Source organism: Roseibium sp. RKSG952 (genome assembly GCF_009711355.1).
On record NZ_SMMF01000930.1, the window covers coordinates 53,007 to 75,355 of the forward strand.

Below are 22,349 nucleotides of genomic sequence, written 5' to 3' on the forward strand. Positions count from 1 at the left end.
CGCGACGAATATATCTGCAGATTGAATGACACATCTGCACGAATGAGTCCCAATGCCCGAGATCAACACACCTCTGCTAGAGCAGATCCGCGATCGCTTTGCCCAGATTGACCATTGCCCTCAACAGGGACCCCGAATCTTTTTCGAAAACGCCGGCGGTGCGCTGACGCTGAATTCGGTGGTGAAAACATCGCAGGATTATGCGGCCATTCCCGATAATCAGGGCCGCGACAATCCGGGCAGTCACGAGCTGGTGCGCGTGATCAACAAGGCCAAGGAAGACATGGCCGTGTTTATGAATGCGCCTGGCGGGCAGTTCTTTGTGGGTGAAAGCGGCACCGAGTTGCTGTTCCGCCTGATCATGAACGCCTGTCTGGGTACCGGGGCCGGTCAGGTCCTGGGCACCACTCTGGAGCATCCTGCCACCCGCAGCGCTTGCGATCGCTGGACACGCGTCGCCGGGCAAAGCCATGTTCTGGTCGAGCATGATGACGCCACCGGCACCGTGACTGCCGAAGGCTATGCGGCAAAGGTCACTCCTGACACCAAAGTGGCGACTATCGTTCACACCTCACCCGTCACCGGCATGGGGGTCGACCTAGAGGCCGTGGCGGCTGCCATCCGGGCGGTTGCGCCCGAATGCTACATAATCGTCGACGGCATCCAGCACGCGGCTCACGGCCGGATCGACCTGACAGCCTATGACGTGGATGGCTATGTGATTTCGCCCTACAAGGTGTTCTCGCGCCATGGTTACGGGGTTGCCTGGATCTCGGATCGGCTGACGGCCTTGCCGCATAACAGCCTGCTTGATGGTCCTGCCGACAATTGGGAGATGGGGACTCGCGATACTGGCTCTTACGCCACCATGTCCGATGTTGTCAGCTATTTTGAGTGGCTGGGCGAGCAGGTCAGCGACGCCACCGACCGGCGGGCCAAGTTCGTAGCGGCCGGTGAGGCGATTCACGCACAGGAAAAGGCGCTGACCGATGCGATGATCCACGGCACCGGCAACCTGCCGGGTCTAGCCGAGATGGAGAAGGTGACCATCCTGGGCGGCGTCGACAACCCGGCGCGCGAAGGTCTGGTGTCGCTGCGGGTCGAGGGCGTGCCCTCGGTCGATGTTGTGCGCCTGCTAAACGAGCAAGGCATCCGAACGCATTTGCGCAAGGCGGATCATTACTCTGGCAATATCCTTACACCGCTTGGCATGGACAGCTGCGTGCGGGTGTCGATGTGCCACTACAACAGCGTTGCTGAAGTCGCCCAGTTTCTGGGTGCCATGAAAACGATTGCCGCCTGAGGCATCTGTAGGGAAGGAATCCTCCATGAAAACGCATGCTCAGGCAGTGGTGATCGGCGGTGGTCTGGCCGGTTGTTCGATCCTGTACCATCTCGCCAAGCTCGGCTGGACAGATGTTGTCCTTTTGGAGCGGGACGAACTGACCAGCGGTTCGACCTGGCACGCGGCAGCGAATATTCACGGGCTGCACGACAACAACAACATCACGCGCATCCAGCACTATACGATGAACCTGTATAAAGAGCTGGAGAAAGAAACCGACCAAAGCTGTGGCGTATTCCAGCCCGGTTCGCTGTACCTCGCGCAGACCGAAGAACGTGAGCATCAGCTGCGCCTGCAGGAAGCCAAGGCAAGATTTTACGGTCTGAACTTCTATGAGGTCAGCCGCGAAGAAGCCAAGGAACTGCACCCACTGGCGCAGTTCGACGATATCCGCTGTATCATGTACGAACCCGACGGTGGCAATGTGGATCCCTCGGGCGTGCCGCATGCCTATGCCGCAGGTGCGCGTGCGATGGGCGCGACGATCGAGCGGTTTTGTCCTGTGTTAGGCACAGATCAGCAGCCTGATGGGTCTTGGATCGTGCGCACCGAAAAGGGTGACATTCACACGCAATGGGTGGTGAATGCCGCTGGTCTTTGGGGTCGTGAAGTGGCGGCTTTGGCCGGTTTGACCCTGCCGCTGCAGCCGACCGAGCACCAGTATTTCGTGACCGAATCCATTGATGAGGTGGCCAATCTGGGTCGCCGCCTGCCCTCGATCGCGGATCGGGATGGCGAGTATTACTTCCGCCAGGAAGGCAACGGCCTGCTGATCGGCGCTTATGAGAAGGACATGAAGTTCTGGGCCGAAGAGGGCACGCCGCTGGACTTTGCCCATGACCTGTTCCCCGACGATCTGGACCGGATCATGGAAAACGTGATCCGCGCCACCGAGCGTGTGCCGGTCGCGGCCACAGCCGGGGTCAAGCGTGTGATCAACGGGCCGATGATCTGGTCTCCGGACTCCAGCGCCTTGTGGGGTCCGGTGCCTGAGCTGAAAAACTATTTCCTCTGCGGCGGCCTGATCCCTGGCTTCTCGCAATCGGGCGGTCTGGGCCTGCTTGCGGCGCAATGGATGATCGAGGGCGAGCCGCAATACGACATGTTCGCGTGGGATCTGGCCCGGTTTGGCGACTGGGCGGACAAAAAGTTCACCAAAGCGCGGGTCGAAGACCAGTATACTCACCGTTTCGCCATCCATTTCCCGAACGAGGAACGCAGCGCTGGCCGTCCGGCCCGCGTGCGTCCAGCCTATGAAATGCAAAAGGACATGGGCTGCGTCTTTGGTCTGAACTGCGGCTGGGAACACCCGCTGTGGTTTGCAGATCAGCCGGGCACGGAAGAATCGATCGGCTTTACCCGTCAGAACTGGTGGGACCCGGTGGGCCGCGAAGTGAAGATGCTGCGCGAAAACGTGGGCGTGATCGATATCTCGAACTTTGCCAACTACGTGATCAAGGGGCCGGGCGCCTATGAGTGGCTGGACCAGCTGGTTGCCAACCGGGTACCAACCGAGGTCGGGCGATCCTGTCTGACACCGCTGATCTCAGTACGCGGCGGCGTGGCTGGTGACTTTACCATCACCAAGGTAGCTGATGATGAATACATGATGGTGGGCTCGGGCATGGCCGAGCGTTATCACCAGCGTTTTTTCAACATGATCGACCTGCCCGCAGGCACTACGTTCGAGGTCGCAACGAACCGCATCGCCGGGTTCAATATCGCAGGGCCTAAATCGCGAGATCTGTTGCAGCGGTTGACCAATGCAGATTTGTCGAACGAAGCATTCCGCTTTATGCGATCGCAGACCATTGACGTGGCAGGCCTGTCCTGTCTGGCGATCCGGGTCAGCTTTACCGGCGATCTGGGATGGGAATTGCATTGCGCAGAAGAGGACCAGGTCAGGCTCTATTCAGCATTGCTGGAAGCGGCGAAAGAGCTTGGGGGCGGTCCGGTGGGCGGTCGTGCGCTGGGCTCGCTCAGGATCGAAAAGGGCTATGGGTCATGGGGCCGAGAGTATTCGCAAGAGTACTGGCCACAGGAAGTCGGGCTGGCGGGCCTCATCAAGCTGGACAAAGACTTCCTGCACAAAGAGGCTTATCTGTCCGTCAAGGACAATGCCCCGCGTGAGGTTCTCTCGATCTTCGAAGTTGAGGTGACCGAAGACGCTGACGCAACCGGGGGTGAGCCGATCTTTACGCCGGATGGCACTCCGGTAGGCCGCGTAACCTCGGGGGCTTACGGATATTCCGTCGGCAAGTCTCTGGCCATCGGCTATGCAAATCCCACCGTGGCCAAACCGGGCGATACCGTTGAGGTCTTTATCCTAGGCAAGCCGCACAAGGCCACTTTGCTGGCTGAACCGCCATTCGATCCGGCAGGTGCGCGGTTGCGGGGATAACTGAATTCGGCGCAGCGCTCCTTCAGGGCGTTGCGCCACATCTGTCTGGTCAGGTGTTCATCTCGGCGGCGGCCTGCATTAACCAATCCTGAAACAGTCGAACCGGTGGCGCTAGCGGCTTCTCTTTTACCTTGATGAAGTAGGCCCACGGACTTTCCAGATCGAAATCAAAGGGTTCGATCACCAGCCCACGATCAACATAAGAACGCGCAAGCGATCGTGGCAATGCTACGCAGCCCAGAGATTTTGCGGCCAGTTCCATGGCAAAGTTTGAGGCGTTTGTACGTGGTCCATCCTCAAGATTGAGGCTGGTCAGGCCGTAGTGGCGAGCAACGTATTCCCAATAGGCCGGTCGGCCCAGAATATGTATCAGCCGGGCCTGTTGCAGCTGCTCCGGCTCAGTCAGCGGTTTCCCTTCAACCAGAAACCCGGGTGCGCAGACGATCGACAGTTTCTCAACCCACAATCGGGTCATGTCCGGCGTCACATCATCGACGTGGTTGATCGTGACGGAGATGTCCGAGACATTGGCTTCGACATCGCTCCAGACTGTACCATGTACCGTCAGATCGATATCCGGATGAACCGCGTTGAACCCCTGAATGACATCCGGCAACCAGTTCTCAGCCAGGCTGAACGGACAAGACACGACCACTTTGCGCGTGTGCGTTCGGAGGATGACAGACTGGGTGGCGACGTTGATTTCCTGCAGGGCATGGCGCACCGACGGCAAATAAGCTTCGCCCACATCAGTCAACGATAACGAACGTGGATGACGGACGAACAAAGGCCGTTGAATGAACTCTTCAAGAGAACGCACGTGATTGCTGACTGCAGATTGAGTGCAGTTCAGCTCATCAGCCGCACTGGTAAAGCTCAGATGTCGCGCAGCGGCTTCGAATGAGCGCAGGAAGGTTAGGTGGGGCAGATTCATCATGATCAGTGTTTCCCAGAGTGGCCATCGGCTAAAATAAGTGTGGTTCCGGATCGGTATCTTGCCCTGAAGCGACGCGCCTCCGGCCACGTTTGCGACACCTCCAAAGCAGCGGTCACAAAATTTCCAGTACCATTGCCCCAATATTGTTTTCGTGCCGCTCCGACCAAATACCCCTATTTTTCGATCGATATCCAGAGCCCGCCAAAGGTCAAAGCAGGATGCCCGTGACAGACACTTTCGACAAAGTCGCAAATTTTACCCTTGATTCCCGGGCGCAGGATTTTCCGGACAGCACGCTCAGGGCGGCGGCGTTGATGACGCTGGATACGCTGGGCATCGCGATCGGATCCGGTCCGATGTATGCCGGCAGGATTGCGCGCGAGAGTGCCCTGGCCCTGTACGGCGCAGGTGAGCCGAGCCTGAGCGCCCGGATGATGTTTGACGGCAGACGTGTCAGTGTTGCTGGCGCAGCCTATGCCGCCGCCACGCAAACCGACAATCTGGACGGTCATGACGGGTACAACCCCACCAAGGGGCATATCGGGGTGGCTGTCATTCCTGCGCTTGCGGCACTTGCGGAAACTGTAGGAGATTTTTCCGGCCCCGAAGCGCTGGCTGCTGTCACAATTGGCTATGAGGTTGCCGGGCGCGCAGGGATTTCGCTGCACGACACGGTCAGCGATTATCACACATCCGGTGCATGGAACGCACTGGGCGTGGTCGCCATCGCGGCCCGTCTGCGCGGGCTGAGCGCGGAGCAGATGCGCCAAGCCATGGGCATCGCCGAATATCACGGCCCCCGTAGCCAGATGATGCGCGAGATTGCCAACCCAACCATGCTGCATGACGGCTCTGGCTGGGGTGCGTTGGTGGGCGTGTCTTCGATTGTATTGGCCGAGAAAGGTTTTACCGGCGCTCCGGCCATCACGATCGAGGCGGAGGACGTGGCGCAGCACTGGCAGGATCTGGGCCAGTTCTGGCAGATGGAACACCAGTATGTGAAACCCTATCCGATCTGTCGCTGGGCCCATGCCGCAATTGACGCTACGCGGGCTTTGATCCGAGAGCACAACCTGACCCATCAGGATATCTCCGCGATTCACGTCAACACATTCCGTGAAAGCGCCTGCCTGTTTCAGGGCATGCCTGACGACACATCCAAGGCGCAATACTCGCTGCCCTTCGCGGTCGCCACAATGGCAGCGCATGGCCGGATCGGTGTCGAACACATCACCGGCGCGGGTCTGTCCGATCCATTGGTGGCCAGCATTGTCGAGCGTATCACCGTTGCCGAAACTGCGCGCCATTCCGAACGCTTCCCCGAATGTCGCATTGCCGATGTCAGCCTGACACTGGCCGATGGGCGGGTTTTGGACTCGGGCGACGTACATGCACGCGGTGGCCCCGAAGCGCCGATGGATCAGGACGAGGTTGTTGGTAAATTCATGGAATTTGCCACACCTTCGCTGGGCGCAGACCGTGCTGGTGCCATTCGCGATGCAACTCTCGGGCTGACAGAAACCGGTTCAAAATTCTCGGATCTTGGCGCGTTGCTCTACGACGCCCCGGACCAGCCATAACGTCAGGATCACCACAATGCCGCTGAGGCTGCTGAAATATGGGCTTTCCGGCTCCTATCCCGTTACGGGCGACATTCCTGCCACCCCCGATCTCAAGCCCATCTACGATGTTGTGATCGTAGGCGGTGGCGGGCATGGATTGGCCTGCGCCCACTATCTGTCAAAGTATCACGGCATCACCAATGTGGCGGTGTTGGAGAAAGGATATCTCGCTGGCGGCAACACCGCGCGGAACACGACGACCATCCGGTCTAACTACATCACCAAAGAGGGGATCGCTTTCTACAAGGAAGGCGTGCAGCTTTATGAAGAGATGAGCGAGGAGCTGGACTTCAACGTGATGTTCAGCCAGCGCGGTCAGCTGACCCTTGCGCATTCCGAGGCCACGTTGCGCTCGTTCCATCTGCGCGCCGAGATGGGTAAGCACGCAGGCACCAATATCGAGGTGGTGGATGCACAAACCGTCAGGGAACTCAGCCCGCACCTGAACATGGATGAAGGCGGTCCGCTGGAAATCATCGGTGGGCTGTGGCACGCCGATGGCGGCACCGCGCGCCACGATGCGGTGGCTTGGGGCTACGCCGCGCAGGCCAGCAGGCGCGGTGTGGAAATTCATCAGCGCACCGAGGTCGAGGGCTTTGACGTCGAAGGTGGCAAGATCGCCCGGGTGCAGACCAATCGCGGCACGGTCACAGCCGGACAGGTGATGATCGCCGTGGGCGGCATGAACTACGACATGGCCATGAAGGCCGGGGTCGAATTGCCGATCCGGTGTTTTCCGCTGCAGGCGATGGTGACACAACCGCTAAAGCCTTGGCTGCATACGCTGGTTAGCTCGGTCAGCCTGCACACCTACCTCGTACAATCCTCGCGTGGTGAGATTGTGATTGGCGGGGGATCGGACCCTTATCAGCTATATTCCACCCGCTCGACGCTGGACATGAAGGAACATCTGGCCGAGGGCGCAGTGCACCTGTTCCCGTTCCTGCACGGCGTGCGCCTGTTGCGGCAATGGGCGGGGATCACCGACATGACGCCCGACTATTCGCCGATCATGGGGGCCAGCCCGCTGAGCAACCTTTGGCTGGATTGCGGTTGGGGTACGTGGGGATTCAAGGCCACTCCGGTCGCCGGAAAATACATGGCGCACACCATCGCCAATCAAAAGGTCGCGCCGATCCTGGAGCCTTTCACGATGGAACGGTTCGCCACGTTCGATCTGCTGAACGAAATGGGCGCTACCGCAGCGAGCCACTGACATGAAGATCCTGACCTGCCCGATGAATGGCCCCCGCAACATCAACGAATTCCAGAGCTTTGGCCCGCTGAAAGCAAACCCCGACCCGGATGCGACCAGCGACGCGGACTGGGCCCGCCATCTGTTCCGCGCCGACAATTCACGTGGGACCATTGTGGAGTGGTGGCGGCACGTGCCCTCGAACTATTTCTTTCTGGCCGAACGCAACGCCACCACCAACGAGGTGATCCGCACCTTTGATCCTTCAGAACTGGAACAGATGTGATGAGCCGACTTCCCGCACCCTGGGGCAACAGGATCAACCGAGACGCTCCGGTCACGTTCAGCTTTGAAGGCAGGACCTATCGGGGGTTTGCAGGCGATGTGATCGCGTCAGCTTTGGCTGTGAACGGCCAGTGGATGCTGTCGCGGTCGTTCAAATATCACCGCCCGCGCGGTCTGATGTCGATGGCGGGGGCCGAGGCCGATACGTTGGTGCAGCTGCCTTCGGATCCGAACGTGCAGGCTGATCGCCACCCGATCTCGCAGGGATTGCGGGTTAGCGCGCAGAACGTAAACGGCTCGCTCGCGCGAGATCGCGATGCCTATATGGACAAGCTGGGCCGGTTTCTGCCGGTTGGGTTCTATTACCGCACGTTCATGGGCCCCACCCGCAACAGCTGGCTGAAGATGTGGGAGCCGCTGATCCGCAAGAAGGCCGGGCTGGGGGTCGTGGACCTCAAGGCACGGCACGCAGATTACGAAAAGGCCAATCTGTTCTGCGACCTTCTTGTCGTGGGTGGTGGGCTGGCGGGTCTGACCGCCGCGATTGAGGCCGCCGAGGCCGGGGCCGATGTCATTCTGGCGGAGATGGAGCCCGAATTGGGCGGCGCATTGACCTACGGCCGCGACAGTTCGGACAGGCTGCATAGCCTGCTGGAGAAATCCGCTGCGCTATCTAATCTGCGGATCATGACGGGCACTGTGGTCAACGGCTGGTTTGAAGACAACTGGCTGCCACTGATCTGCGGTGACAAGCTGTTCAAGACCCGTGCGCGTGAGGTTCTGCTGGCCACCGGCAGCGTCGAGCAGCCTGCGGTCTTTCGCAATAACGACCTGCCCGGCATCATGCTGAGCGGTGGCGCGCAACGTCTGATGCGCCACTACGCGGTCAAACCGGGACAACGGGCCGTTGTGATGGCCGCGAATATTGACGGTTATCGCGTGGCGCTGGATCTGCTTGAGGCCGGTGTCGATCTGGCCGCGCTGGTTGACCCCCGGCCCGGTGGCAGCGGTAGCGCGCTGGCAACTGAACTCACGGCCACAGGCACCAAAGTCATTCAGGGGGTTGTGGAAGAGGCGCGCGGCAAGACCCATGTGACAGCTGTAAAGGTCGGGGACGATTGGCTGGACTGCGATCTGGCAGTGATCTCGGTGGGATATGCCCCAATGTGGCAATTGCCCTGCCACGCCGGTGCAAAACTGGGTTACGATGAAGCTTCGGCACGGTTCTCGCTGACCTTGCCGGATGCGCCGCTGGGCATAGCAGGCGGTCTGGCGGGTGTCTTTGCAGCGGATGCGGTGGTTGCGGATGCACAGCGGGCAGCTCAGGTCGCGCTGCAACGGCTGGGCTTGCCAACGCCTGAGGTCGCCCATGTTGCGGATGACGAAGCATCCCTGACCAATTTCGAGCCTGTGATCGCAGCACATCCCAAGGGCAAGGATTTCGTTGATCGGGACGAGGATATTCAGGTCAAGGACCTGCAAAACGCGGTCAAGGAAGGGTATCGCGAGCTTGAACTGATCAAGCGGTTCACCACCGTGGGTATGGGACCAAGCCAGGGAAGGCATTCCGCACTAGCCACCGCGCGGGTCGTGGCCAAGGCCACGGATCGCAGCGTGGATCAGATCGGCGTGACCACGGCGCGCCCGCCTTTTGGTCCGGTAACGCTGGGCGTTCTGTCCGGCCGTCACCACCCGGCTGAACGGCGCACGGCGCTGCACCGCGAACATATCCGGCTGGGGGCTGACATGCGCCCGGTCGGGACTTGGCGGCGCCCTTATTTCTATGGCCCCAAGGCGGATGCCAAACGTTTGATCGAAGAAGAGGTTCACGCCGTCCGCAACGGGGTTGGCATTCTTGACGTCTCGACCCTTGGCGGGCTCGAGGTGCGCGGGCCGGATGCGGGGGAATTCCTGAATCGTGTTTACACGATGGCGTACAAGAAACAGCCCGTGGGCCGCTGCCGCTATTGCCTGATGACCAACGAGATGGGCACGGTGATCGATGACGGGGTAGCCTACCGGCTGGCCGAGGATATCTACTATGTCACCGCTACGACCGGGGCAGTGGCGCGGGTGTATGCCGATATGCTGTTCTGGAACGCGCAGTGGCGGCTGGATGTCGATGTATTGAACGTGACCTCGGCTTTTTCAGGTTTCAACATCACCGGTCCGAAAGCCCGCGATGTGGTGGCGGCGCTGGATAGCGATATCGACTTTTCGCGCGAGGGGTTTGCCTATCTCGACGGGCGCAGCGGGACCGTGGCCGGCGTGCCGATGCGCGCCATGCGGATCGGTTTCACCGGTGAACTGAGCTATGAACTGCACTGTCCGTCGACCTATGCCAAAACACTGTGGGATGCGGTGATCAAGGTCGGCGAGCCGGTGGGTATGCGCCCTTACGGGCTCGAGGCAAGCCGTATTCTCAGGCTGGAGAAAGGTCACATCCTGATCGGTCAGGATACCGACGCGCTGACCTCTCCGGATGAGCTTGGGTTCGAATGGGCGATTTCCAAGACTAAACCGTTCTTTGTCGGCAAGCGGTCGATCGAGATGCGCCGGAACAAAGGGTTGCCGCGCAAACTGGTGGGGCTGACCTTTGATGTGCCGCAGGATGATCCCAATGTACCGGGTGAAAGCTGTCTGGTGCTGAAAGACGATGTGCCGGTCGGGCACGTCACTTCGGTTCTGTGGTCACCCACGCTCAGCGCTCATATTGCGCTTGCCTATGTGTATGGCGACGACGCCGATGAGGGCTCTGTAGTGACCGTGAAATGCCGCAATGGCGTGCGTTTGAACGTACCGGTGCGCGGCCATGCCTTCTTTGACCCTGAAAACAAACGGCAGGAGCTTTGATTCATGCGTATCTACCCGCTTGACCCTCAGGGCGCTGCCGAAGGCACACTGCTTGTTACTGGCGCCGTTAACTTGCGCGATCTCAGCCACACACCTCGCTTTGGGCTCAAGGGCAGGGGCACGGTGGCGTTCCTGCAATCGCAGGGGATTTTGGTTCCCGGGGTGAATGAAGTGGCAAACGGAGTGCTGCGCCTCGGAAGTGAGGAAGTGGTCGTTTTGGATGGACCAACCGAGCTGCGCGCTAGTTGGGAAGCCGCGCAAGCCCCAAAGGGGTATTATGCATGGCGCGAGGAAACCTGGGCCATGATGCATCTGAGCGGTGAGCGCCTGTTCGATCTGATGGCTAAGATCTGTCCCGTCGATCTGTCTGTGTCAGCATTTGCTGTGGGGCGGATTGCGCAAACACGGGTGGGTTATGTCGAGGCGATCACTTGGCGGAACGATCGTGACGGTATTGGCTTTGATCTGCTATTCGACATTGCCGCAACTGCTTTCTTTGCTGACGCTGTGGCAACGGCAAGCGCTGAATTCAATCGAGAGGTAACACCATGACATCCCCTGTCGTGATCCTGCACACCGACAATCCCGACGCATCGCGTGAGGTACTGGCCAAGGGCCATCCTGATCTCGAAATTCACACCTGCAGTACCTATGATGGACTGCCTGATCTGATCGCACGGACAGGGGCCGAGGTGGTATATTCCGTGCGCTTTGCCAGCACACCCGGTTTTCCGCGAGAGGCTCTGACAGAGGCCCCAACAGTGAAATGGGTATCGGTTGGCGGGTCCGGGACGGATCACATTATTCCGTGGAATCCCGAGGAGCTGACCGTCACCAACGCCGCGGGGGTCGCGGCCGATATGATGGCACAGTACGCGCTGGGCGCGATGCTGCATTTCTCGCTGGACTTGCCGGGTTTTCGCGCAGCACAGGCCCGGCGCGAATGGGTTTCAGGCGAGGTTGAACCGATTGACGGCAAGACCGTTTTGATCGTTGGTCTGGGAAAGACCGGAGAGGCGGTTGCCGCCCGCGCCAAAGCAATGGACATGAATACGATTGGCGTCCGGGCGCGCCCCAAAGCCACGCCCAACGTGGATGAGGTACATGGGATCGAGGCGCTGCCGGACCTCTGGTCGCGTGCTGATTTCATTGTTGTCTGTGTGCCCCTTCTGGATTCAACGCTCGGCCTTGTGGGCGCGGACGCATTCGACGCCATGAAGAAAACTGCGGTGCTTGTCGATGTGTCGCGCGGTGGCGTGATTGAAGAGGCCCCGTTGATGGCCGCTCTGGCCGAGAACCGGATCAGGGGGGCTGCACTGGACGTGTTCGCGACCGAACCTCTGCCTGCTGAGCATGATGTCTGGGAGTTGGACAATGTGATCGTCACGCCCCATTGCAGCTCGGTCTACGACGGTTGGGATTTGAAATCGGTCGAGATGTTTTCCGAAAACTTGAAGCGCTATCGCAATGGCGAGGCGCTGAGCAATATCGTTAATCCAGAACGGGGATACTAGGACAATGGCACGAGAAAAACGCGCAGGTGGTCGTCGCGGAAAATCCGGACGCAGCGCGGTGGGAATCGAGCAGCTACCCTGGACGCAAGTGCGTAACGAATACCCGGCGTACGAGTTGCTGAACCCCGAGCAGATGGACCAGCTGCACACCACCTCGATGCGAATCCTGTCCGAGGCGGGTATCCGTGTCATGGGTGACAACGTCATGGATATCTTCGAACGTGCCGGGGCGATCGTCGACCGCGACACCAAGACCATCCGCATGGATGAGAGCATTGTATCCGAAGCCCTGAAAACGGTGCCGCACGAGTTTACTCTGACCTCGCGCAATCGCGCCAAACAGATCACGCTGGGCGGTAACCATGTGAATTTCGGGCTGGTTGCAGGGCCTCCGAACGTTCACGACTGCATCAACGGACGCCGTCAGGGGAACTATGAGGACTATTGTAACTTCATCCGGCTGGCGCATCATTTCAACGCGATCCATCTGATCGGCAATCAGGTGATGGCGCCGATCGAGATGCCTGCGAATAACCGGCACCTCGACACCTACAACGCCAACCTGACCTATAGCGACCTGAGCTTTCACTGCACCGCAATTGGGCGCGGGCGGGCGATGGACGGCATAAATATGATGGCGATCTCGCGCGGGCAAACTCCGGAAGAGATGCGCGGTGATCCAGGTGTAATCACCATCATCTCGGTCAACTCGCCGCGTCTGTTCGACGATGCGATGGGAGACGGTCTGATCGCGATGGCGGAATATGGCCAGCCAGTGACGGTGACGCCGTTCACCCTGATGGGGGCGATGACGCCGGTCACTTTGCCAGCTGCGCTGGCGCAGCAGAATGCTGAGGCGTTGTTTGGTGTCGTTCTGACCCAGCTGGTCAGCCCCGGCGCACCCGTCATGTATGGTTCATTCACGTCCAATGTGGATATGAAATCCGGCGCCCCGGCCTTTGGTACGCCCGAAAATGCCAAGGCCAACATCGTGGGTGGCCAGTTGGCGCGGCGCTATGGCATTCCGTATCGGACATCGAATGCCAACGCCTCGAACGTGGTGGATCTGCAGGCGGCTTATGAAACGATGATGGCAACCTGGGGCGCGGTTCTGGGTGGGGCAAACATCGTGTATCACGCCGCTGGATGGCTTGAGGGCGGTCTGACTGCCTCGTACGAGAAATTCATCATGGATGTCGAGATCATCCAGAACATGATGGAATTCCTCAAGCCGATGAAGTTCGACACCGATGAACTTGGTTTTGACACGATCAGTTCCGTGCCGACCGGTGGCCATTTTTTTGGTACCGAGCACACGATGGCCCGCTATGAGACCGCGTTCTACAAGCCGATGCTGTCAGATTGGCAGAACTATGAAAACTGGGAGGTTGCGGGGGCAAAGGACGCGCTTCAACGGGCGACAGACACTTGGCAGCAGGCGTTGCGCGAATATCAGGCACCGGAAATGGACCCGGCTGTGCGAGAGGAGCTGGACGCCTATATCGTCAAACGTCGCGAGGAAATCGGCAGCGGCGAACCCTAGGATAGATCGGGGCAGGGAGCGTTCCTTGCCCCACTGATTTTCAGAGACTGTCGAACAAACGTCCCGGAAGCGCGTCGTGTCGGGGCAAGTTCAGGGCTTTCATCAGACCGAACATCATGGCCTGATTTGATGTGACCACCGGTTTGTCCAATGCCGCCTCGATGCGTTCGATGGCCTCGACCGATCGCATGTCAGTGCAGCTAAGCACGATGGCCTGCGCATCCTGATGATCAGCCTGACAGGCCAAGTCGAACACTTCACCCGGAGTAAGTTCACCTTGTCCGTAATTTCCAAGCTCACGGCCCACATCCGCGCGCTTGACGGTTTCAATGCCGTTGTGGGCCATGAAATCGATGGCCTGTGCGTTGATCTCACCCAGATAAGGGGAGGAGAAGCCAACCTTCGTTGCGCCAAGCACCTTGATACCAGCGATTAGCGCCCCGGCTGCGGTTAGGGACACAGCACCAGATCCTGCTTTGATCTGTTGTGCCAGATCAGCGTCAAAGGACGGCCCATGAGTCAGTGTTGCAGAGGTACATCCGTACAGCACCACATCAGGACGCACGCCCGAGATCATTCGCAGGTCGTGGCTGATATCGGATGCACCTAACCCGGCCATCTGGTCTGAACCAGGGATTTCATCCACATCATAGCCCCCCATGCGCTGGAAATGGACCGTGGTGTTCGGTGGACGCAGCAGCTCCATGTCCGGTTCCAGATTGGTGTTGGTGAAGGGCACCAGAACACCGATCTTGGCAGCGGTTCGCGTCTCAGTCATGTCAGAACTCCTTTCAGGACCGTCAGGCAGCGGTCCATGACGGATGCTTCGCAGATGGTGGCGCGCAGGCAGTCACTCAGGCCATAGCCACCCATGCCACGCATCAGCAGGTTTTCGGCACGCAGAGCCGCGTCCGCGCGTTGCGCATCCTCGGCCGAGGCAAAGCGCATCAGCACGAAATTTGTGTGGCTTTCGGGAACCGTCAAACCCAAGGCGCGGCAGTCTTCAGTAAACCGGTCGCGAATATGGGCTGTTCGGGCAACCACATCCTGCATATGCGCCTGATCCCGCATGGCGGCTGCGGCGGCTGCCTGCGAAGCGATCGAGATGTTGTTGGGGTTGAGCAATTTGCGTAGCTCATCAGCAACCTCGGGCGGGAAGTAACCCCATCCGGCGCGCGCGCCTGCCAAGCCGTAAGCCTTTGAGAATGTGCGCATGACCACGGTATCTCCCCTGTCTGTCAGGGCAAAGATCTCGGTGGGATCATTGGCTTCATCGGAAAACTCGGCATAGGCCTGATCGACAACCAACAGAACATCTGGTGGCAGCCCCTCCCGAAGACGAATGATCTCGGAGTTCGGAATCAGCGTTCCGGTCGGGTTACCGGGATTACACACAAAAACGATCCGAGTGTTGGGCGTCATCGCAGCAAGGATGTCGTCGACCGAAACGGTCAGGTCGACCTCGCGCGCCTTTACATAATCGGCTTGCACCTGCGCTGCAGCAGAAGAGACAAATGCGTACCCGTAGTCTGTACCCAGAACCCGGTTACCGGGTCCGGCATAAGCTCGGATCAGGCAACCGATCAGTTCCATCGAACCTGCGCCGCATAACACCCGTGCCGGGTCGAGCCCATGCACATCAGCAATTGCGGCGCGCAGTTTGGGCCATTCCGGATCGGGATAGAGCGGCAGATCGCCCATAGCCGCCTGTCCTGCTGCGATGGCAACAGGGCTTGCGGCAAAGGCGCTTTCATTCTGGGCCAGCGAGATGGTGCTGTCGCCGCCAAGATCGGCCAGCGCATAAGCCGCCATCGCGCCTACATGGGGAACCGGACGGATCATGACTCGACACCGTAAGTTCTAGCGCCGTCCTCGCTGATCAATCCGCGCTTCAGATCCAGCGCAAGTGCCTGTGCGTCGCGCTCTGCCGGATCGCCGAAACCACCGCCGCCGGGCGTTTCGAAGATCAGGTAATCGCCACCTTCAACCCGCAACTCGCCTTTGCCCGGAATATCGCTTTGACCATCACGGAAACGGATACGGCCCGGCGCACCGGGTTGCCCGCCCATTCGTCCGAGGGCGGGGAATTTCAGACGCTCAACCGACAGGAACACGATGAAGGGTGCATCATTGGCCGAGGTCATCTCGATCCTCTGGCCCAGCCCACCGCGATACTTGCCCGCACCACCGGAATCAGGCCGCAACTCTCGCTTCCATATGGTGACGGGTGCAACGCTTTCGGTGATCTCTACCTGTGACCCAAACACGCCGGACGGGTAAGCGGTGGCAGACAGGCCATCCGCATAGGGCCGCGCTCCGGTTCCTCCGTTGTGGACCGGTTCGACGGCGAATTCCCGACCGCCATCACGGGCCACTTCGGGTGCATGCCGCATCGGCAGATCGAACATGCAGGATGCACCTTCTGCCGGAACCTGTTCCGGCAGAGCCTGATGCAGGCAGCCCAGAACCAGATCCGGTGTGACCTGTCCCAGTGTATGTCGCATCGCAACCGGAACCGGGCGCTGGGCATTCAGGATACAGCCCTTTGGTCCGTCCACTGTGAAGGGCTCCAGCGAACCGGCATTGTTGGGAATATCGGGACCCACGATGCAGCGCAGTGCAAACACGGTATAGGCCGTCGCATAATTGAGCGGCACGTTGATACCCTTGCGCGAACAGCCAGAAGTGCCGGTGAAATCCACATGCATGCCCGATTTGCTGACAGTCAGGGTCGCGTGCAGTTCCAACTCGTTTTCATAGCCATCCATTTTCAGGGCGTTCTTGTAGACCCCTTCCGGCACCTCAGAGATTGCCTCGAGTGTGCCGCGGCGCGAGGTGTCGATAATGTAGCTGCCCAGCCTGTCCAGATCGTCAATTCCGAACTCGTCCATCATGTCGACCAGACGGGTCACGCCTGCTTCGCAACAGGCGATCAGCGCATATATGTCGCCCTCGTTTGCAATGGGTTCGCGGCTGTTGGCGCGGACAATGTCGAGCAGCAGCGCGTTGGGCACGCCTTCTTCGACCAGTTTGCAGGGTGGGATCAGCAGACCTTCGTCATAGATGTCCGAGCCCTCTGGCCCCATGCCGAGGCCACCCAGATCGACAAGATGCGAAGTGCATGAGGTAAAGCCCACAACCTTGCCGTTCTTGAAGGCGGGCATCATCAGCAGAAAGTCGTTCAGATGCCCCGAGGCGAGCCAGGGATCGTTGGTCATATAGATGTCGCCGGGCTTCATGTTCTGCACCGGGAAATGCTCGCGCAGATGCATCACCGCTTCGGCCATGGTGTTGATATGGCCCGGTGTGCCGGTGACGGCCTGTGCCAACATCCGACCATGAACATCGAAAATCCCGGCAGAGATGTCGCCGCATTCGCGCACGATGGGGGAAAATGCTGCGCGGATCAGGGTCTGGCCCTGCTCTTCAACCACAGCCAACAGGCGGTTCCACATCACTTGCAAGCGGGCAGGGGACAGATCGGCGGTCATCATGCGTCTCCTTTCTGGTCCTGGATCAGAACAAGGTTTCCAATGGCGTCCACATGCGCCGAGAAATCAGCCGAGACCAGTGTTGTGGTTTGCGGTTCGGTGATCAGTGCTGGGCCGTGTATCCGGTCGCCGGGTTTCAGGCTGTCGCGCGGAACAAAGCCTGCCTGCTTTTTCTGCCCGTCAACATCGCAGGTGATGGGGCGCGTCTCGGAAGGCGTGATCGTGGTCAGATCAGGTGTTGTCGGAATATCCGGCACCTTGGCATCCGGCGTGGCAACGCGCACGGCCCAGTTCAGAATCTCGATCTGCATCCCCGGCACCGGGCGCGAAAACTGCTTGCGGTATTCCGTCTCGAACGCCGTTATCAGCGGGCCAATGTCATCCGCGGTCAGGGCGCGGTCGGGCAGGGGAATTTCGATCTCGTGGCCCTGACCGTTGTAACGCATAAAGGCAGTGCGTTGCGTCTCGGTGGGGGCATCGCCCGCACCTTGCGCGACAACACCGCTGGCCTCGGCAATCATGTCAGCGAACAGACTGTTGATCCCGTCAAGGTCCAGCGTTTCCAGCAGCGAGTAGCGCGAGCGCACGATTTCGAAGCTGACCGGTGCGAACAGGAAACCCACCGCCGAGCCGACGCCCGGATTGGGCGGGATCACGATCCGGCTGACCCCGGCCGAACGCGCCACACGACTGGCATGCAGCGGGCCGTTGCCACCAAAGGCGATCATAGTGCGTGGACCGAGGTCTTTGCCCGATTCCACGGCATGCATCCGGCCAGCGCTGGCCATGCTTTCATCGACGATCCGGCTGACCCCATCGGCCGATCCCGTCGCATCAGTGTCCAGACGTGATCCGATCACACGGGTCAGGGCCTCTTTTGAGGCTTCGGGATCGAGCTTGATATACCCTTCGGCAAATGTGTCCGGCACGATGTAACCCAGCGTGATATCACTGTCGGTCACGGTTGGTTCTATGCCGCCCCGACCAAATGCTACGGGACCGGGTTCCGATCCCGCCGATTTCGGGCCAACGGTTAACCGGCCCAGACGATCGACACCAGCGATCGAACCACCGCCCGCGCCAATCTCGATCATCTCGATCACCGGAATGCGCACGGGCATACCCGATCCCTTGATGAACCTTGCTGCGCGCGCGATTTCGAACTGGCGCGAGGTTTGGGGCCTGGCATTGTCAATGAGACACAGCTTGGCGGTCGTGCCGCCCACATCAAAGGACAGAACATCGCCGATTCCGGCTCGCGCCGCGATGCGCGCGGCAAGGATGGCACCGCCCGCAGGTCCGCTTTCCACCAGTCGGATCGGGAATCGTGCAGCGGTTCGGACCGTGCACATACCACCCCCTGCGGTCATCATCAGGATCGGACAAGTCACGCCCGAAGCCTCGAACCGGGTGACGAACCGCCTTAGATAGCTTTCCATCAGCGGTTGGATATAGGCGTTTGCAACGGTGGTGCAGAGCCGTTCGAACTCACGTGCTTCGGGGCTGACCTCGGACGAGATCGACACGGTCAGCTCTGGCCGATTCTCTTTCAACGCGTCGCGCAGCCTGCGCTCATGTTCAGGGTTGGCATACGCGTGCATCAGACAGATGGCGACTGCTTCTGCACCGCTGGCGTCGATATCAGCCAGCAGCGCATTAATCGCGTTGTCTTCAAGCGCAATCAGTACGCTGCCATCTGCAGAAATACGCTCGCGTACGGTCAGCGCACGTTCACGCGGAACCAGAAGATCAGGTTTTTCTAACGTGATGTCATATTGCGAGTAGCGCCGCTCATAGGCGATTTCCAGAATGTCGCGGAACCCTTCGGTGGTGACCGTTGCGACTACTGCACCGCGCCGTTCGATCAGTGCATTGGTTGCAAGCGTGGTCCCATGAATGAACCCGGTCACATCGCTCAGCGAATGGCCGGACTGCTCCATGACGCGAATCGCGCCTTCCATGGCACCATCGGCGGGGTTCTGATGGGTGGTGAGGGTCTTGGTCGAGGCGAGAATGGTCTCTTCGCCGGACACAAGAACGGTGTCGGTAAAGGTGCCACCGATATCGATGGCCAAACGCAAAGGCTGAGCGGTTGTCATAGGTATTCCAAATGTCGTCTGAAGTCGTGCAGGCAGAGCGCCCTAAAAGGCGACTACGCTCGTTGCGGCACGAGATTGCAGCCGGTTGCCCGGCGATCCAGACGTTTTGCAATACGATTACGATCCATTGCTCATTACTTCTACAGCTTTTCGGAACGCACAAGCGCGTTCGCGACAAAAAGGCCTGCAAGCGACAAGTTTCATCGTTCAGGTTCGAAATCTGCAGGTTGCCTATTTATAAGGGGCGTATTCTGCGCTGCTTAACCCACCAGGGCACGATGATAGTCTGATAGCTTTATCTTATCAATTTCATCAATAAACAAAATTTTTTTGCATGGCTTTGATCTGCTAAACCTTGTTTCAGGCAAGACAGAATAGCCGCCAATACCATGCTGCCGCGTGACATCTTCAAAGTTACGGCACCTGTAACCATTTTGTTCAGGGTAAGCAGGCATTGACGACATTTTCCTGTCATCTTGCTCACCTCAAAATAGACCTGCCTAGCAGACGGGCCTCAGCCAGGATTGGAGAATAAAATGGATGGAAGCGACAACCCGAACATGGGCGGATGCCCGGTAATGCATGGCGCGGGTTCCCGGTCGAACCGGGACTGGTGGCCAAACCAACTGAACCTGTCCATCCTGCATCAGCATGGGCCCGCGTCGAACCCGATGGGCGAAGCGTTCAACTATGCAGAAGAGTTCAAGAAGCTGGATCTTGAGGCCCTCAAGCAGGATCTGTACGCGCTGATGACGGATTCGCAGGACTGGTGGCCTGCAGACTATGGTCACTATGGCGGTCTGTTCATTCGCATGGCCTGGCACAGTGCCGGCACATATCGTACGGCTGATGGGCGCGGTGGCGGATCTACCGGAACACAGCGTTTTGCTCCGCTCAACAGTTGGCCGGACAATGGCAACCTCGACAAGGCGCGTCGCCTGCTGTGGCCGATCAAGCAGAAATACGGGAACCAGATTTCCTGGGCCGACCTGATGATTCTGGCCGGCAACTGCGCGATCGAATCCATGGGCGGTAAGACATTTGGATTTGCCGGAGGCCGCGAAGACGTCTGGGCACCAGAAGAAGACATCTACTGGGGTGCCGAAACAGACTGGCTCGCACCGACTGATAACCCGCACAGCAGATATTCAGGCGAACGCGATCTGGAAAACCCACTGGCTGCGGTTCAGATGGGGCTGATCTACGTGAACCCGGAAGGCCCTGATGGCGAACCGAACGTGCTGGCGTCTGGCCGGGACATTCGCGATACCTTTGGCCGGATGGCGATGAACGATGAGGAAACGGTCGCTCTGGTCGCCGGCGGGCACACTTTTGGCAAGGCGCACGGTGCGGGCGACCCTGATCTGGTCGGACCCGAGCCTGAGGCAGCCCCCATCGAAGACATGGGACTGGGCTGGATCAACGAGTTCGGCAGCGGCAAAGGTGACGACACCACCACCAGCGGTATCGAAGGTGCCTGGACCGCCAATCCGACCAAATGGGACAATGGCTATTTCGACCTGCTGTTCGGATATGACTGGAACCTGACCAAAAGCCCGTCGGGCGCGTGGATATGGGAGCCGATCGGCGTTAAGGAAGAAGATATGGCACCGGCGGCACATGATCCGTCGAAGAAGGTCAAAACCATGATGACCACCGCTGACATGGCGATGCGGATGGACCCCATCTACGGCCCGATCTCGAAACGGTTCCACGAGAACCCCGAAGAACTGGCCGATGCCTTTGCCCGCGCGTGGTTCAAGCTGACACACCGCGACATGGGTCCGCGCTCGCGTTATCTGGGTTCGGAAGTTCCGACTGAAGAGCTGATCTGGCAGGACAATGTTCCGGCTGTTGATCATGACCTGATCGATGAAGCGGATACTGCAGACCTGAAGTCCAAAATCCTGGCGGCCGGACTATCTGTTTCGGAACTGGTTTCTACGGCATGGGCCTCGGCCTCGACATTCCGCGGTTCGGATATGCGTGGCGGAGCCAACGGTGCTCGTGTTCGCCTTGCGCCGCAAAAGGACTGGGATGTTAACGAACCTCTGAAACTGTCCAAGGCGCTCGCTGCGCTTGAGGGTGTACAGAAGGCCTTTAACGATGCGCAATCCGGCAACAAGAAAGTCTCGCTTGCGGATGTGATCGTTTTGGGTGGTGCTGCAGCCATCGAACAAGCGGCCAAAGCTGCCGGGCACGACGTAGAGGTTCCATTTGCCCCAGGGCGCACTGATGCGTCGCAAGACCAGACGGATGTGGACTCCGTTGCCGTGCTGGAGCCGATCGCAGATGGCTTCCGGAACTATCAGCGCAAGGAGTACAGTGTTTCACCGGAAGAGTTGCTGGTCGACAAAGCGCAGTTGCTGACACTGTCCGCGCCTGAGATGACCGTGCTTGTCGGTGGTATGCGCGTATTGGGTGGTAACTTTGGTGACAGCAATCATGGCGTGTTCACGGATCGTGTCGGAGCATTGAGCAACGACTTCTTCCTGAACCTGCTTGATATGGGTACCGAGTGGAAACCGTCTGCAGATGGTAATGGAGTATACGAAGGTCGGGATCGTGCGACTGGTGATGTTAAGTGGACCGGTACGCGTGTTGATCTGGTCTTTGGATCAAACTCGCAGCTGCGGGCTCTGGCCGAAGTCTATGGTCAGAACGATGCGGGTGGTAAATTCGTCTGCGACTTTGTCAGTGCCTGGAACAAGGTGATGAACGCTGATCGATTTGACCTGAGCTGATCGGTTAAAAGAAACTGAAGCTTCTTAGCCGCCCCGAAGTTAATCTCGGGGCGGTTTCTGTCTAAGGATTCTGTCTGAAAACCGAGTTCAGGGCCATCTTCCGTATCCGATTCCGATAATAAGCCGAGTATATGGCTTGAAAGCAGTGGTATGAGCCCGGCGCTACAGCCTTAATGAAACGCTAATCATAACTTAATGTATTGTATTTGTTGGGTAATGTTAAAATATGGCAGGAAATGTGAAGTTTTTTCAAAATGGGGGTTGCAGGTCCCGAACCTAATCCGTAAATACCCCTTCACCGGCGCTGCTGAGGCGGTGCT

The 22,349-nt window shown here is 59.0% G+C and carries 15 protein-coding genes; 10 read left to right on the forward strand and 5 right to left on the reverse strand.

Annotation, left to right across the window (positions count from 1 at the left end; translation table 11 throughout):
• The first annotated feature begins 52 nt into the window (after positions 1-52).
• Positions 53-1,303, forward strand: a complete 1,251-nt coding sequence (locus E1297_RS24420) for an aminotransferase class V-fold PLP-dependent enzyme (RefSeq protein ID WP_155143105.1) — start codon at positions 53-55, stop codon at positions 1,301-1,303.
• A gap of 25 nt (positions 1,304-1,328) precedes the next feature.
• Positions 1,329-3,746 carry an FAD-dependent oxidoreductase gene (locus E1297_RS24425; RefSeq protein ID WP_155143106.1) on the forward strand — a complete coding sequence of 806 codons (2,418 nt, stop codon included), beginning with the start codon at positions 1,329-1,331 and terminating at the stop codon, positions 3,744-3,746.
• A 49-nt stretch (positions 3,747-3,795) separates the two neighbouring features.
• Here the strand turns inward: E1297_RS24425 and E1297_RS24430 are convergent, their stop codons facing one another.
• Positions 3,796-4,683, reverse strand: coding sequence for a LysR substrate-binding domain-containing protein (locus E1297_RS24430; RefSeq protein WP_155143107.1), 888 nt, complete (start codon positions 4,681-4,683; stop codon positions 3,796-3,798).
• A 224-nt stretch (positions 4,684-4,907) separates the two neighbouring features.
• Between E1297_RS24430 and E1297_RS24435 the strand changes: the two genes are divergently transcribed.
• Genes E1297_RS24435 through E1297_RS24465 form a run of 7 tightly spaced genes read left to right on the forward strand, consistent with a single transcriptional unit; the run spans position 4,908 to position 13,695 of the window.
• The gene (locus tag E1297_RS24435; RefSeq protein WP_368669668.1) at positions 4,908-6,263 is read left to right on the forward strand and encodes an MmgE/PrpD family protein; all 1,356 of its coding nucleotides are present in this window, start codon (positions 4,908-4,910) and stop codon (positions 6,261-6,263) included.
• 16 nt (positions 6,264-6,279) lie between these two features.
• The gene (locus tag E1297_RS24440; RefSeq protein WP_155143109.1) at positions 6,280-7,521 is read left to right on the forward strand and encodes an FAD-dependent oxidoreductase; all 1,242 of its coding nucleotides are present in this window, start codon (positions 6,280-6,282) and stop codon (positions 7,519-7,521) included.
• 1 nt (position 7,522) lies between these two features.
• Entirely contained in the window at positions 7,523-7,786 is a 264-nt protein-coding gene (locus E1297_RS24445; protein ID WP_155143110.1) for a sarcosine oxidase subunit delta, read from the forward strand.
• The gene (locus tag E1297_RS50970; RefSeq protein WP_155143111.1) at positions 7,786-10,638 is read left to right on the forward strand and encodes a 2Fe-2S iron-sulfur cluster-binding protein; all 2,853 of its coding nucleotides are present in this window, start codon (positions 7,786-7,788) and stop codon (positions 10,636-10,638) included. The genes E1297_RS24445 and E1297_RS50970 overlap by 1 nt, the downstream gene beginning before the upstream one ends.
• 3 nt (positions 10,639-10,641) lie before the next feature.
• The gene (locus E1297_RS24455) at positions 10,642-11,190 is read left to right on the forward strand and encodes a hypothetical protein (RefSeq protein ID WP_155143112.1); all 549 of its coding nucleotides are present in this window, start codon (positions 10,642-10,644) and stop codon (positions 11,188-11,190) included.
• A complete protein-coding gene (locus E1297_RS24460; protein WP_155143113.1) occupies positions 11,187-12,152 on the forward strand; it encodes a D-2-hydroxyacid dehydrogenase in 966 nt (321 codons plus the stop codon). The genes E1297_RS24455 and E1297_RS24460 overlap by 4 nt, the downstream gene beginning before the upstream one ends.
• A 4-nt stretch (positions 12,153-12,156) precedes the next feature.
• Complete coding sequence (locus E1297_RS24465; protein ID WP_155143114.1) at positions 12,157-13,695, forward strand: trimethylamine methyltransferase family protein; 1,539 nt, start codon at positions 12,157-12,159, stop codon at positions 13,693-13,695.
• A gap of 40 nt (positions 13,696-13,735) precedes the next feature.
• Here the strand turns inward: E1297_RS24465 and E1297_RS24470 are convergent, their stop codons facing one another.
• From E1297_RS24470 to E1297_RS24485, 4 genes are read right to left on the reverse strand one after another with little or no spacing between them, the layout of a single operon-like run.
• Positions 13,736-14,473, reverse strand: a complete 738-nt coding sequence (locus tag E1297_RS24470) for an Asp/Glu racemase (protein ID WP_155143115.1) — start codon at positions 14,471-14,473, stop codon at positions 13,736-13,738.
• Positions 14,470-15,537: a histidinol-phosphate transaminase gene (locus E1297_RS24475; protein ID WP_155143116.1), complete on the reverse strand. Its 1,068-nt coding sequence runs from the start codon at positions 15,535-15,537 to the stop codon at positions 14,470-14,472. The genes E1297_RS24470 and E1297_RS24475 overlap by 4 nt, the downstream gene beginning before the upstream one ends.
• Positions 15,534-17,186: a hydantoinase B/oxoprolinase family protein gene (locus tag E1297_RS24480; RefSeq protein ID WP_155143125.1), complete on the reverse strand. Its 1,653-nt coding sequence runs from the start codon at positions 17,184-17,186 to the stop codon at positions 15,534-15,536. Before E1297_RS24480 ends, E1297_RS24475 begins: the two co-directional genes overlap by 4 nt.
• The gene (locus E1297_RS24485) at positions 17,186-19,285 is read right to left on the reverse strand and encodes a hydantoinase/oxoprolinase family protein (RefSeq protein WP_155143117.1); all 2,100 of its coding nucleotides are present in this window, start codon (positions 19,283-19,285) and stop codon (positions 17,186-17,188) included. The genes E1297_RS24480 and E1297_RS24485 overlap by 1 nt, the downstream gene beginning before the upstream one ends.
• Positions 19,286-19,821: 536 nt before the next feature.
• On the opposite strand from E1297_RS24485, the gene katG reads away from it, so the two are divergent.
• Positions 19,822-22,029: a catalase/peroxidase HPI gene (katG, locus tag E1297_RS24490; RefSeq protein ID WP_155143118.1), complete on the forward strand. Its 2,208-nt coding sequence runs from the start codon at positions 19,822-19,824 to the stop codon at positions 22,027-22,029.
• Positions 22,030-22,349 lie beyond the last annotated feature (320 nt).

Bases quoted from the DNA above. Each gene is read 5' to 3' on its own strand.
- E1297_RS24455 (WP_155143112.1), top strand. From the start codon at position 10,642: ATGCGTATCTACCCGCTTGACCCTCAGGGCGCTGCCGAAGGCACACTG.
- E1297_RS24480 (WP_155143125.1), bottom strand. From the start codon at position 17,186: ATGACCGCCGATCTGTCCCCTGCCCGCTTGCAAGTGATGTGGAACCGC.
- E1297_RS24440 (WP_155143109.1), top strand. From the start codon at position 6,280: ATGCCGCTGAGGCTGCTGAAATATGGGCTTTCCGGCTCCTATCCCGTT.
- E1297_RS24470 (WP_155143115.1), bottom strand. From the start codon at position 14,473: ATGACTGAGACGCGAACCGCTGCCAAGATCGGTGTTCTGGTGCCCTTC.
- E1297_RS24485 (WP_155143117.1), bottom strand. From the start codon at position 19,285: ATGACAACCGCTCAGCCTTTGCGTTTGGCCATCGATATCGGTGGCACC.
- E1297_RS24460 (WP_155143113.1), top strand. From the start codon at position 11,187: ATGACATCCCCTGTCGTGATCCTGCACACCGACAATCCCGACGCATCG.
- E1297_RS24420 (WP_155143105.1), top strand. From the start codon at position 53: ATGCCCGAGATCAACACACCTCTGCTAGAGCAGATCCGCGATCGCTTT.
- E1297_RS24465 (WP_155143114.1), top strand. From the start codon at position 12,157: ATGGCACGAGAAAAACGCGCAGGTGGTCGTCGCGGAAAATCCGGACGC.
- E1297_RS50970 (WP_155143111.1), top strand. From the start codon at position 7,786: ATGAGCCGACTTCCCGCACCCTGGGGCAACAGGATCAACCGAGACGCT.
- E1297_RS24425 (WP_155143106.1), top strand. From the start codon at position 1,329: ATGAAAACGCATGCTCAGGCAGTGGTGATCGGCGGTGGTCTGGCCGGT.
- E1297_RS24445 (WP_155143110.1), top strand. From the start codon at position 7,523: ATGAAGATCCTGACCTGCCCGATGAATGGCCCCCGCAACATCAACGAA.
- E1297_RS24430 (WP_155143107.1), bottom strand. From the start codon at position 4,683: ATGATGAATCTGCCCCACCTAACCTTCCTGCGCTCATTCGAAGCCGCT.
- E1297_RS24475 (WP_155143116.1), bottom strand. From the start codon at position 15,537: ATGATCCGTCCGGTTCCCCATGTAGGCGCGATGGCGGCTTATGCGCTG.
- katG (WP_155143118.1), top strand. From the start codon at position 19,822: ATGGATGGAAGCGACAACCCGAACATGGGCGGATGCCCGGTAATGCAT.